Below are 12331 nucleotides of genomic sequence, written 5' to 3' on the forward strand. Positions count from 1 at the left end.
CTATGACAACTCCTTACACGACTGTTTTCTCTTGATTAAACTTCCTGACATCGACAAAGCGGCCATGTATCGCAGCCATTGCAGCCATTGCCGGGCTGACAAGATGCGTTCTCGCACCCTTCCCTTGACGCCCTTCAAAGTTACGGTTTGATGTGGACGCGCAGCGTTCACCCTCCGGTACCACATCGTTATTCATACTAAGGCACATACTGCAGCCTGATTCTCTCCATTCAAATCCTGCTTCAAGGAAGATTTCATGAAGACCTTCTTTTTCTGCTTGCAATTTGACACTTTGAGAGCCAGGCACCACAATCGCTCTGACATGATCTGCTACTTTTTGTCCTTCAATCATAGAAGCGGCTTGGCGTAAATCAGTCATTCTTGAGTTCGTACATGAGCCGATAAAGACATGCTCAATCGTAATATCTTCTATACGCTGATGCGGATGGACACCCATGTATTCATAAGCACGAATCGCTTCTTTTTGATCATCTTCTTGTGCAAAGTCCTCAGGTCCTGGGATCGATGCATCCACAGGGAGTACCATTCCTGGGTTAATTCCCCACGTAACCATTGGTGAAATCTGATTTCCATCTAATACAATGGTTTTATCGTAGGTTGCACCTGGATCTGTTCTAAGTTCTTCCCATTCTTTAATAGCTGCTTCGAAGTCTTCGCCCTGCGGTGCATATTTGCGGCCGCGGCAATATTCGAAGGTGACTTCATCAGGTGCAATCAATCCTGCTCTTGCGCCTGCTTCAATTGACATATTACAAACGGTCATCCGCTCATCCATCGTCATGTTTCTGAATACTTCCCCAGTGTATTCAATGACATAACCTGAGCCGAACTTCACGCCGTGCGCACCAATGACGGCTAAAATGACATCTTTGGCGGTTACCCCTTTTTGAAGCTTTCCGTCTACTCTAATTTCTAGCGTTTTCGGACGCTGCTGCCAAAGTGTTTGTGTAGAAAGTACATGTTCAACCTCACTAGTACCGATCCCAAAGGCAAGTGCACCAAATGCGCCGTGAGTTGATGTATGACTATCTCCACAAACGATTGTTTTCCCCGGAAGTGTCAATCCAAGCTCAGGTCCAACGACATGGACGATTCCTTGGTCAACACTGTGAAGGTCAGCAAGACGAACGCCAAATTCCGCACAGTTGCGCTCTAAGGCACTCACTTGCTTTTTAGCAATCTCATCTTTGATCACAAATCGATTCACAGTTGGGATGTTGTGATCCATCGTCGCAAACGTGTTTTGAGGTCTTCTCACCTTGCGCCCTTTTTGTCTTAATCCTTCAAATGCTTGAGGTGATGTCACTTCATGCACCAAGTGCAGATCAATATATAAAAGGTCTGGTTTTCCCTCGCCGCTTTTGACTACATGCTGATCCCATATTTTTTCGATGATTGTTCGAGGCATAACCCTTTTCCTCCCTCTACCTAATTCCACAAGATTCTATTTACACAATGGTTTGCACGCGCTGCTTGAGTGCGTCTACAACCGCATTAGTGATTTCTTCAGTCGTTTGATAAGTTCCCTCTTTTGCTGCTAAATCTTTTGTTCGTTTGCCAGAGGCAAGAACAGCTTCGACAGCTTCTTCTATTGCAGCCGCTTCTTCTTCTAATGCAAAGGAAGTTCTAAGCAAGCTTGCTGCTGATAAAATGGTTGCCAGAGGATTTGCAACGTTTTGCCCCGCAATATCGGGTGCTGAACCATGAATTGGCTCATATAAATGAAGACCTGTGCTTGATAAACTAGCAGATGGCAGCATGCCGAGTGATCCAGTAATCATCGAAGCTTCGTCACTTAAAATATCGCCGAACATATTCTCTGTCACAATGACATCAAATTGAGCGGGCTTGTAAATCAGCTGCATGGCAGCATTGTCGACGAGCATATGCTCAAATTCAACTTCTGGATATTGAGCAGCAACTTCTTCTACCGCATCCCGCCATAGTTTACTAGAAGCAAGAACATTCGCTTTATCTACAGACGTCACTTTTTTCCGTCTCGTTAACGCCATATCGAACGCTTCTTTTAATACGCGGACAATTTCTTCCTTTGTATAAAGGAGCGTATCAACGGCAGCTTCTTTTCCTTCATCATCCGTATAGCGTTCGCTTGGTTCACCAAAATAGAGACCGCCTGTTAATTCACGAACGATGACGAAATCGACTCCGTTAATGTGATCCTGTTTTAACGGAGATGCCCCGCTTAAACTATCGAACACCTTTACAGGGCGGATGTTTGCAAATAAGTCCAGCTGTTTACGAATGGCGAGCAGGCCTTTTTCTGGACGAAGCTCTGGCGGGTTTTGATCCCACTTTGGTCCGCCGACTGCTCCTAATAAAATCGCATCAGCGTTTTTGCATACTTCTACTGTTTCCTTTGGAAGCGGGTTGTTTTTATCATCTATTGCGATACCGCCAATGAGCGCAGTTTCAAATTCGAATTCGTGCCTAAATTGAGCCGCCGTCTCTTGAAGGACAGCGACTGCAGATGTCACGACTTCCGGTCCGATTCCATCGCCGGGCAAAAGTGCAATTTTCTTTTTCATGAGAACCTTCCTCCTTTCCTATGAGATCGCGTGATGTTTCTCAATTTCAATCAGATTTGATTTGAAGATTAAATGCCTGTTTACTGCATTGACGTAAGCTTTCGCCGATGCTTCAAGCACATCTTGCGCTACACCGCGTCCTGCTGTTTCTTTTCCTTCTATTGAAACAGTGACATATACTTCTGCTAGTGCATCTCTGCCTTTTCCATTTGATTGAATGCGGTAGTCCAGCAAATGAATTCTTTCTTCCATACAGCGCTCAAGCGTGTTGTACACAGCCTCTACACTGCCTGCACCTGTAGCTGCTTCTTGAATGACTTCCTGTGTTTCTTGATTTTTCAGAGAAACTGTTGCTGTTGGCATTTGTTCTGTTCCATAGTGCACTTGCAGACTTTCAAATTCATAGCCGATTTTTCGGTCTGCTACTTTTTCTTCTAATATAATAGAGATCAAATCATCATCTGTAATTTCTTTCTTCTTCTCTGTCAAGTTCTTGAAAGTCTCAAAGAATTTATTGATTTCGTCTTCCGTTAGTTTAAAGCCTAGTGTTTTCAGACGGTCTTTAAACGCGTGTCTTCCGGAGTGTTTTCCAAGGACAAGCACATCTGTTGTCACGCCGACAAGCTCTGGAGAAATAATTTCATAGGTTGTTTTTTCTTTGAGGAAACCATCTTGGTGAATACCTGATTCATGTGCAAATGCGTTGTTTCCAACGACTGCTTTATTACGCGGCACAATCATTCCTGAGTATTTGCTCACTACATCACTTGTACGCTTAATTTCATTCAATTGAATCGTTGATTCGACCTGGTAAAAGTCTTTTCGAATATGAAGAGCTACTGCAATTTCTTCTAAAGCAGCATTTCCAGCGCGCTCGCCAATTCCGTTGACAGCCGTTTCAATTTGATCTGCTCCATTTTCAATGGCAGCAAGTGAGTTTGCCACAGCCATTCCTAGATCATCGTGACAGTGAGCGGACAAGTTGACGCGGTCGATATTTGGAACGTGTTCCTTCATATATTTAAAGATGTTTCCGTACTCTTTTGGCGCTAGGTATCCAACTGTATCTGGCAAGTTAATGACACTCGCCCCAGCGTCAATCACCTTTTCTACAATTTCTGCCAAGAAAGCAAGATCTGTACGGCACGCATCTTCTGCTGACCATTGGACAACTGGAAAACGTTCTTTCGCATATTTCACCATTGCGACTGCCTGTTCTACGACTTCTTCACGTGTTTTCTTGAGTTTATGCTTCAGGTGAATGTCAGAAGTGGCAATAAAGACATGAAGCCTTGGCTCCACTCCATCTTTTAATGCTTCCCATGCAGCATCAATGTCACCTTTCACACATCGTGCAAGACCAGCTACAGAACAGCTTTTAATCGTTCTTGCTATTTCTTGTACGCCTAAGAAATCCCCTCGGGATGAAGCGGGAAATCCCGCTTCAATGATATTAACCCCAAGGCGCTCAAGCTGCTTTGCAATGATTAGCTTTTCTTGTGCATTTAAGTTCACTCCTGGAGATTGCTCTCCATCTCGAAGTGTTGTGTCAAAAAAATTAATTTTCCGCACCGACGCTCACCGCTTCCTTTTTCTTTCCTTGTTTAACGAAAGGCATCATTTCACGAAGCTTTCTACCAACGATTTCAATTTGGTGCTCATTTTCATTTGCATTGATTGCATTGAAACGTGGACGATTCACTTGGTTTTCAACAATCCATTCTTTTGCAAATGTTCCGTTTTGGATATCAGTCAAAACAGCTTTCATTGATTCTTTTACTTTTGCATCCACAACACGTGGTCCTGATACGAAGTCACCCCATTGTGCTGTATCAGAGATTGAATATCTCATGCCTTCTAAGCCTTCTTCATACATAAGGTCAACGATTAATTTTAGTTCATGCAGACACTCGAAGTATGCAAGCTCTGGCTGATAACCAGCTTCTGTTAACGTTTCGAATCCTGCTTTTACTAATGAAGTAAGACCTCCACAAAGAACTGCCTGCTCACCGAATAGATCCGTTTCTGTTTCTTCTTTAAATGTTGTTTCAAGAACGCCCGCTCTTGCTCCGCCGATTGCTTTTGCATAAGCAAGTGCTTTGTCTTTCGCTTGGCCAGATACATCTTGATAGATAGCAAATAGGGCAGGTACACCAGCGCCTTGCTCATATGTTCTTCTCACAAGATGTCCTGGACCTTTTGGAGCTACAAGATACACGTCTACGTCACTTGGAGGAACAATTTGATGGAAGTGAACGTTGAATCCGTGTGCAAATACAAGTGAGTTGCCAGCTTCTAATTGATCTTTGATTTCTTCATCATATACTTTCTTTTGCTGCTCATCTGGAAGTAGTACCATGACTACGTCTGCTTGTGCTGCTGCTTCTTTTACTGTAAATACTTGATGACCGTCTTCTTGTGCTTTTGTATAAGATCCGCCTTTTCTTACGCCGACGATCACATCTACGCCGCTTTCTTTTAAGTTCAATGCATGTGCATGACCTTGTGATCCGTAGCCAATGATCGCTACCTTTTGACCATTTAATACGTTTTCTTGAATATCACCGTTATAATATACTTTTACCATTTGACTCTCTCCTTTTGTTTAGACAATTGAAATTGTTTTATTTGTTTGCGGCTTTTGCTGATTATCTCTCGCAAAGGCCGTGGTGCCAGTTCTGGCGACTTCTTTAATGCCGTATGGCTTAAGTAATTCAATGAGTGCTTCAATTTTTGAAGACTCACCTGTCACCTGAATGACGACACTCTCTCTGCTTACATCTACAATAGAAGCTCTAAAAGGTTCAATGACCCCTGTGATCTCCATTCTTGATGCAGGTGCAGATACGACTTTTATCAAAGCCAGCTCTCGCTGAACGATTGATTGGTTTGTAATGTCTGTTACTTTCAGCACATCGATTTGTTTGTTCAGCTGTTTTGTCAGCTGTTCGATGTCTTTCTCCTGGTCTACATGGACGACGAACGTGATGCGTGATACATCTTGAATCTCAGAATGGCCGACCGTAATGCTTTCAATGTTGTAGTGTCTTTTGGTAAAGAGGCCTGTGATTCTGTTCAGTACGCCTGATCGATTTAATACAGTCAACACAATAATTCTTTTCAAGGTTTCACCCCCACCATCTCATGAAGTCCTTTCCCCGGTGCTACCATCGGGAATACTTTTTCATCTCTCGCTACATTGACATCGATGAAAACAGGCTCTCTAGAGGTTAAGGCTTCTTCAAGCTTTTCTTTCGCCTCTTCGTCTGATGAGATTCTGATTCCTTTAATGCCATAAGCTTCAGATAATTTGACGAAGTCTGGCTGCTCTGAAAATTTAGAATGTGAGTAGCGTTCTTCGTAGAAAATTTCTTGCCATTGTCTTACCATTCCAAGGCAGTGATTATTTAGCACAATCACTTTGACTGGAAGGTTCAGCTCACGGATAACGGCAAGTTCTTGCAGGGTCATTTGGAAACCTCCGTCTCCTAAAATTGCCACAACAGTTGCCTCTTGATCAGCCAGCTGAGCGCCGATGGCTGCTGGTAATCCGAAGCCCATTGTGCCAAGACCTCCAGATGTGACCCACTTATCTGCATTTTCAAATGGATAGAACTGTGCCGCCCACATTTGATGCTGTCCGACATCAGTTGCGACAATGGCTTCACCTTTTGTGAATTGATGAATGTATTCAATCAGCTTTTGAGGCTTAAAGCCTTCTGCTTCGTTTTCAACGTACCAGAGTGGATATTCTTCCTTCCACTGATCTAATTGATTTTTCCATTCGTCTGATTCCCCTTGCTTCCCGTCTTGCTTGATCAGTTCTTCAAGAACGAGCTTACTGTCTCCAACAACCGGGATATGGGTATGAATGTTCTTGCCGATTTCCGCTGGGTCGATGTCAATATGAGCGACCTTCGCATGTTTCGCAAAATGATTGAGGTTGCCTGTTACCCTGTCATCAAATCTTGCTCCGATTGAAATAAGCAGATCACATTGATGAAGAGCCATGTTCGCTGCATATGTGCCATGCATACCGGCCATCCCTAGGAAAAGAGGATGCTTTGCCGGGAATCCGCCAAGTCCAAGCAATGTATGAGCGACTGGGATTTGCTGCTGCTCTACATACTGTCTTAATTCTTCAGATGCTTTGCCATGAAGAACGCCAGCTCCTGCTAGAATAACTGGTTTCTTCGCTCTGCTGACAGCTTCTACTAATTTGCGAATTTGCAAATAGTTCGGCTCTACTTTTGGCTGATAACCAGGTAAATCAATTGGCTGATCATATTCAAACGTTCCTTCAATACCTGCGACATCTTTTGGAATATCAATCAAAACTGGACCAGGTCTGCCTGTTGTTGCGATATGGAATGCCTCTTTAATGACACCCGGTAATTCCTCTGGATTTCTTACTTGGTAGCTGTGCTTTGTAATTGGCATTGTGATGCCGAGTACATCTGCTTCTTGGAAAGCATCCGATCCAATGACTGACGTTGCCACCTGCCCTGTGAATACAACAAGGGGAAGTGAATCAATCATCGCATCTGCAATTCCTGTCACAAGGTTTGTCGCTCCCGGCCCTGATGTGGCTATGACAACACCCGGTTTACCAGATACTCTTGCGTATCCTTCTGCTGCGTGAATCGCTCCCTGCTCATGTCTTGGCAGGACATGAAATAAACCAGAATCGTAAATTTTATCGTAGATTGGCAAAACCGCTCCGCCCGGATAGCCGAAAATGACTTCTACTTTTTCTCTTTTAAGTGCTTCAATTAACATGAGTGCACCGTTCATCGTTTGTGGCGCTTTTGATTTTTCCGTCTCCATTTGTACATTTGTCCCCATTTGATTTCCTCCTCTTTGTCTTGCTTCAGTCAAGTCCTTTCACCCTTTTCTATTCAAGATAGAGATATGAGACCATATAAAAAAGCCTTCTCACCCCACAATGACACTACTTTTCACTAGGTCAAAGGGGCGAAAAAGCTTTGTTTTTCGCGGTACCACCCTTGTTCACGGCAAACCCTGCTGCCGTCTCATGGACATCTTTCGTCCATTTTGGTAACGAGTGAGCAATGTCACTCGGTCTGCCCTACTATCATTTCAAGCAGACACTCAGAGGTGAGTTCACTTTAGAAAGTAACACCGGTTTCCAGCTAGCACCGGCTCTCTGTAGATACTGACTCTAAAGCTACTAGTCCTCTTCAACGTTTATCGATATCTATTTAGCTTGCATGAATGTTTTCATCTGCAAAAACGACTTTTTCTCCTTCTTCAACTACTCGCTTGCGGAATTGTTCAAGAAGTTTGTTTGTGTGGAACCCAGGTTTCCCTTCACCGATTGTACGGCCGTCAACTTTTACAACGGCGATGACTTCGGCTGCGGTTCCTGTTAGAAATACTTCTTCAGCTGTATACACATCATGTCTTGTGAATGGTTCTTCTTTCACTTCGTAGCCTAAGTCTTCTGCAATCTCCATGAGGGCATTTCTTGTGATGCCTTCAAGTGCGCCGATATAACCTGGCGGTGTATAAAGCTTGCCTTTTTTATAAATAAACACGTTGTCTGCAGAACCTTCCGCCACGTACCCTTGATCGTTCAGCATCAATGCTTCACTCACACCGGCCATATGGGCTTCGATTCGGACAAGAATGTTATTCAAATAATTTAATGATTTCACTTTTGGGCTAAGGACATCTGGACGATTTCGTCTTGTTGGAACCGTTACAATATCAATACCCGTTTCATATAGGTGCTTTGGAAAAATGGCCAGCGGCTCTACAATGATCACTGTATTGGCTCTCCCGCAGTTGTTAGGATCTAATCCAAGATCACCTGCTCCTCTTGAGACGACAAGGCGGATATAGGCGTCCTTTAAGCCGTTCCTTTCAACTGTATGAATCATTTTTTCCGTGAGTTCCTCAAGTGAATATGGAATGTTCAGCATAATGGATCTAGCGGAATCATACAGGCGGTCTAAATGTTCTTTCATTCGAAAGATATTTCCGTTATACACGCGAATCCCTTCGAAAACACCGTCGCCATATAAGAAGCCATGATCGTAAACTGAAATTTTCGCATCCTCTTTTTTCACGAGTTCATCGTTTAAAAAGATCCACTGTTCCTTTTGGTCTTCCATTTTCAGTGAGCACCCTCTCTTTCAAACAAAAAGTAGTTGAATTTTCAGACACTTTATATTGAAGTGTCTCTCGCTTGCACTGCGTGTTTGTTTAGCTTTTGTTGAACCCATCTTACGCCGCTTTCCATACAGTGTCAACAGCATTTTTAAAATTATTAGACAATTTAGACTAATCAAAATTAAATGTATACGCTTACACCTTTGCTAGACAAGGAATGAAAAAACTTAAAATTTTTTGTATTTTTTCTTCAATTTATTTACTTTACATGAACGGTTTTCTTTTGAGAAAACTTTTGTGATATTTTTTCACAACATTTTTGATGAATATTGTGAGATTTCTTTGGCTTTGTTTTTCTTTTGGCATGCCTTTCTAAAGCGTTTTCCTATGAATTTATGATAGAATGAGAGCATCTAATAGAAGGAGGGCAATACATGGCTAACATCAGAGGTTATATCGGTACGTATACAAAGGGAGACAGTAAAGGTGTTTATACGTTTACATTAAATACGGACAAGCAGCAGATTGAGCAAGTAGAAGTCGCTGCTGAGCTTGAAAATCCTACATATTTAACCGTGTCAGAGGATCAAAAGTTTGTTTATGCTGTTGTGAAAAAAGGATCACAGGGCGGCCTTGCTGCGTATCAAATTGATTCAACAACAGGCAGACTTCACTTCATCAACCAAGAGCTTGCCGATGGAGCTTCTCCTTGCCACGTCAGCGTGGACAGTCAAACGAAAACGGCGTATACAGCGAACTATCATAAAGGGACAGCAGAGATGTATGAAATCGATGCTGAAAACGGCTCAGTGATCCGCACGCTCTCACAGGCGCAGCATGAAGGAACTGGCCCTAACGAAGATCGTCAGGAAAAGCCGCACACTCACTTTATGGGTCTCACGCCAGATGAACAATTTGCAGTGGCTGTTGACCTTGGAACAGATGGAATTTATACGTATAAGAAAGAAGACGGCAAACTTGAGCTTGCTCATACATTTGAAACAAAGCCAGGCAGCGGACCTCGTCATATCACATTCCACCCAACGAAACCTGTGGCATATGTCATGACAGAGCTAAGCTCAGAGGTCATTGTGCTTCGTTACTTTGAAGATGGTCATTTTGAAGAGATCCAAACAATCGCGACCATTCCAAGCGATTTTACAGAGAACAATCAAGGCAGTGCCATTCATGTCTCTTCAGACGGACAATTTGTTTATGCAGGAAATCGCGGTCATGACAGCATTGCGATTTTTAAAACAGACGCTGACGGCCAATTAAGCCTTGTCGAGATTGCTTCTTCTGAAGGAAACTGGCCTAGAGATTTTGTGCTTGATCCAACAGAAGAATTCCTCGTCGGTTCAAACCAAGAATCTAGCAATCTTGTGTTATACAAACGCGACAAAGAAACAGGACGACTCACTGTCTTACAATCAGACATTACCGTCCCTCATCCAGTTTGCGTGAAATTTTTAGGGTAAAGAAAAAAGCCTCCAATAACGGAGGCTTCAGATTGTTGCCAAAGGGCTAAAATGAAAATCATTTTAGCCCTTTGTCTTCTTTTCAGCGTGATAGAAAACCTTTGCAGCCCTAGGAAGGACGAGCACCGGAGCGGAGCGAATTGAAACATTCGTGAGCACTGGAGCGCAGACCTGACAACGAATGCGAGGGTTTGTCTACACGCTAAAGCCTCCAATAACGGAGGCTTTTCTTTATACAGACGGCATACCGCCATCCTCAAGCTTTTGATCAATCAAAGACGTATCGGTTTTTTCGCCGAACCATTTTGACAGCCTGTCTTTTGCTTTCCCTTTCACATCATCATCAATGTACATTGCTACTTGAAGCAAAGCAAATGTAATGGCTCCTAAATCATCTGTATAGCCGACACCAATCAATGTATCCGGAATGAGATCAAGTGGAAGGATAAAATAGCCGAGTGCTCCAATAATCAAGGTCTTTGCTTTGACCGGCACTTCGGGTTTTTGCAATGTATAGTAAAGTAATAGCACAGCATAGACAAGAGAGACACCAGCTTTTTGTGCCGTCTTTTTTAACTTTTCCCAAAAGGCATGATCATTAAAATGCTTCTTCGAACGCTTTAATAGTTCTTTTTTCTCAGAACGATTCATCATATCGCCTCCATCTACAGCATAGCCCTTTTCCCTTAGTTATACAAGATATCCGCCGATTCGACAAACAAAAAGCAGTAGAAAGCTGCTGCATTCTACTGCTCTTTGTAAAACTTTTCAATTGCCTTATCGATGTACACCCATCCTTTATAAGACACATGAATCGTATCTTTAAAGAAATAAGGATCGTACTCATGCTTAGTCAAATCTGCGACTTCATACCCATTATCTCGAATTTGACGATTGATTTTTTCATAATAACCTGTACGGCCTTCTTTCGGAAAACCTGTGTAATCATACCACTTTCCGTTGACAGGAATCGTTACAAACAAAGGCTTTGCCCCTGCCTGTTTTAAAATATCAAGCATGATTTGAAAATCTTTGTATTCTGGTGATTCCGCATAAGAATGACCTTCACGGGAATCCTTCATCTTTTTCATGATCGGTTTCAGCTTGTGGTCAAACAGTTTTTGATTAATATAAAACGGGTTGTCCCCTGCTCTTTTCGCACCAAAAATGCTCGCTTCTTTTTCAAGCTCAGCCCATGTTTTTCCTTTGACTGAAGGAGACGGTTGAAGCTTGCGCTCATGCCCCGATCCAATCGTATAGTACATGTCTTTCTTTTGAAGCATGCCATAATACATTTTCGCAATAGGAGAAATCGCGCCATAAGCGAACTTGTTTCCAGATAGCTCTGCTTTAAAAAGCTCTGTAATCACCATGTCGTTTTTGACTGCTTTAAACTTCATGATTCTTTTGATCAGCTCTTTTTTCACAGTTGGATCAATTTCTTTATTATAGGCGAGATTAAGCGCTTGAAGCGCTGAATAGTTAGGGGCAAAGTGATTCTCGTCAGATCCCCATTTCACAAACCACTGCGGGGACACGATAAATACAAGCTTCTTCCCTTTTAATTCATCCATATGCGCTGCAAAGTTCATCGCATGAATTAATGATTGCGATCCACCTTTTCCAATAAGATAAGGTGTAAACCCTTGAGGATTCTCATGAAAGAAATTCGAAGGGTGATATGGATCAAAACGTGATAGTTCAGAAGATCCATAGATCGGCAAATAAGTTGGATCTTTTAGCATTTCATCTTGTAAATAAAGCCCTTGGAACATCCCTGGATCTAATTCTGTGGCTGACTTTTGTAATTTGTCTTTTGGGATCAGGTGTGAGAGCCATGCATTTGGTACAAGAAGAACACCAATGAATAGAACAGCCGCTAAAATAAGCGGCCCAAAAAAACGCTTTTTCATTACTTCATCTCTGCCAGCTGCTCAGCAATATGATTCGGCGTATCCCACACATCACGATCGAATTCTGTAATCGGAACAGTGATTCCGAGTTGACTTTCAATTGCCATAAGCAGTTCTACTGTACCAAATGAATCAAGAAGACCTTCTTCAAAAATCGCAATCTCTGGATTTTCTTTCACAACGTCATCCTGACAAACCTCTGCAATAATACCGTATACTTGATTTTTAAATTCCATAA

The 12331-nt window shown here is 42.6% G+C and carries 11 protein-coding genes and 1 other annotated feature; of the genes, 1 reads left to right on the top strand and 10 read right to left on the bottom strand.

Going from position 1 to position 12331, the window contains the following annotated elements; all coding sequences use genetic code 11:
* Positions 1-13: 13 nt before the first annotated feature.
* From leuC to ilvE, 7 genes are all read right to left on the bottom strand, one after another.
* A complete protein-coding gene (leuC, locus tag AAYR28_RS12675; protein WP_025092482.1) occupies positions 14-1429 on the bottom strand; it encodes a 3-isopropylmalate dehydratase large subunit in 1416 nt (471 codons plus the stop codon).
* 40 nt (positions 1430-1469) lie between these two features.
* Complete coding sequence (gene leuB / locus AAYR28_RS12680) at positions 1470-2567, bottom strand: 3-isopropylmalate dehydrogenase (protein WP_120208319.1); 1098 nt, start codon at positions 2565-2567, stop codon at positions 1470-1472.
* 18 nt (positions 2568-2585) lie between these two features.
* Positions 2586-4139 carry a 2-isopropylmalate synthase gene (locus AAYR28_RS12685; RefSeq protein WP_034279793.1) on the bottom strand — a complete coding sequence of 518 codons (1554 nt, stop codon included), beginning with the start codon at positions 4137-4139 and terminating at the stop codon, positions 2586-2588.
* A complete protein-coding gene (ilvC, locus tag AAYR28_RS12690; RefSeq protein WP_024423187.1) occupies positions 4126-5154 on the bottom strand; it encodes a ketol-acid reductoisomerase in 1029 nt (342 codons plus the stop codon). The genes AAYR28_RS12685 and ilvC overlap by 14 nt, the downstream gene beginning before the upstream one ends.
* Before the next feature lie 18 nt (positions 5155-5172).
* On the bottom strand, positions 5173-5691 hold the full coding sequence (gene ilvN, locus AAYR28_RS12695; RefSeq protein WP_007501584.1) for an acetolactate synthase small subunit: 519 nt from the start codon (positions 5689-5691) through the stop codon (positions 5173-5175).
* Complete coding sequence (ilvB, locus tag AAYR28_RS12700) at positions 5688-7412, bottom strand: acetolactate synthase large subunit (protein ID WP_120208321.1); 1725 nt, start codon at positions 7410-7412, stop codon at positions 5688-5690. Before ilvB ends, ilvN begins: the two co-directional genes overlap by 4 nt.
* 122 nt (positions 7413-7534) lie before the next feature.
* Positions 7535-7781, bottom strand: a binding site (T-box leader).
* Between the two features lie 8 nt (positions 7782-7789).
* Positions 7790-8704 carry a branched-chain-amino-acid transaminase gene (ilvE, locus tag AAYR28_RS12705; RefSeq protein WP_120208323.1) on the bottom strand — a complete coding sequence of 305 codons (915 nt, stop codon included), beginning with the start codon at positions 8702-8704 and terminating at the stop codon, positions 7790-7792.
* A gap of 432 nt (positions 8705-9136) precedes the next feature.
* Between ilvE and AAYR28_RS12710 the strand changes: the two genes are divergently transcribed.
* On the top strand, positions 9137-10180 hold the full coding sequence (locus tag AAYR28_RS12710) for a lactonase family protein (protein ID WP_034621158.1): 1044 nt from the start codon (positions 9137-9139) through the stop codon (positions 10178-10180).
* Between the two features lie 231 nt (positions 10181-10411).
* On the opposite strand, the gene AAYR28_RS12715 is transcribed toward AAYR28_RS12710, so the two are convergent.
* The 3 genes from AAYR28_RS12715 to dltC form a co-directional block, all read right to left on the bottom strand.
* The gene (locus AAYR28_RS12715) at positions 10412-10831 is read right to left on the bottom strand and encodes a YkvA family protein (protein ID WP_024423190.1); all 420 of its coding nucleotides are present in this window, start codon (positions 10829-10831) and stop codon (positions 10412-10414) included.
* Between the two features lie 95 nt (positions 10832-10926).
* Positions 10927-12093 (bottom strand): D-alanyl-lipoteichoic acid biosynthesis protein DltD, encoded by a 1167-nt coding sequence (gene dltD / locus AAYR28_RS12720; protein WP_025092477.1) that lies wholly within the window; start codon positions 12091-12093, stop codon positions 10927-10929.
* Positions 12093-12329: a D-alanine--poly(phosphoribitol) ligase subunit 2 gene (gene dltC, locus AAYR28_RS12725; RefSeq protein WP_024423191.1), complete on the bottom strand. Its 237-nt coding sequence runs from the start codon at positions 12327-12329 to the stop codon at positions 12093-12095. Before dltC ends, dltD begins: the two co-directional genes overlap by 1 nt.
* Positions 12330-12331: the final 2 nt, after the last annotated feature.

The sequence above is a fragment of the Bacillus safensis genome, from assembly GCF_039619585.1.
Classification (GTDB): domain Bacteria; phylum Bacillota; class Bacilli; order Bacillales; family Bacillaceae; genus Bacillus; species Bacillus safensis.

Excerpts from the sequence above, each read along its gene's own strand:
- ilvB (WP_120208321.1), bottom strand. The coding sequence starts at position 7,412 with ATGGGGACAAATGTACAAATGGAGACGGAAAAATCAAAAGCGCCACAA.
- leuB (WP_120208319.1), bottom strand. The coding sequence starts at position 2,567 with ATGAAAAAGAAAATTGCACTTTTGCCCGGCGATGGAATCGGACCGGAA.
- dltC (WP_024423191.1), bottom strand. The coding sequence starts at position 12,329 with ATGGAATTTAAAAATCAAGTATACGGTATTATTGCAGAGGTTTGTCAG.
- leuC (WP_025092482.1), bottom strand. The coding sequence starts at position 1,429 with ATGCCTCGAACAATCATCGAAAAAATATGGGATCAGCATGTAGTCAAA.
- AAYR28_RS12715 (WP_024423190.1), bottom strand. The coding sequence starts at position 10,831 with ATGAATCGTTCTGAGAAAAAAGAACTATTAAAGCGTTCGAAGAAGCAT.
- dltD (WP_025092477.1), bottom strand. The coding sequence starts at position 12,093 with ATGAAAAAGCGTTTTTTTGGGCCGCTTATTTTAGCGGCTGTTCTATTC.
- AAYR28_RS12710 (WP_034621158.1), top strand. The coding sequence starts at position 9,137 with ATGGCTAACATCAGAGGTTATATCGGTACGTATACAAAGGGAGACAGT.
- ilvC (WP_024423187.1), bottom strand. The coding sequence starts at position 5,154 with ATGGTAAAAGTATATTATAACGGTGATATTCAAGAAAACGTATTAAAT.
- ilvE (WP_120208323.1), bottom strand. The coding sequence starts at position 8,704 with ATGGAAGACCAAAAGGAACAGTGGATCTTTTTAAACGATGAACTCGTG.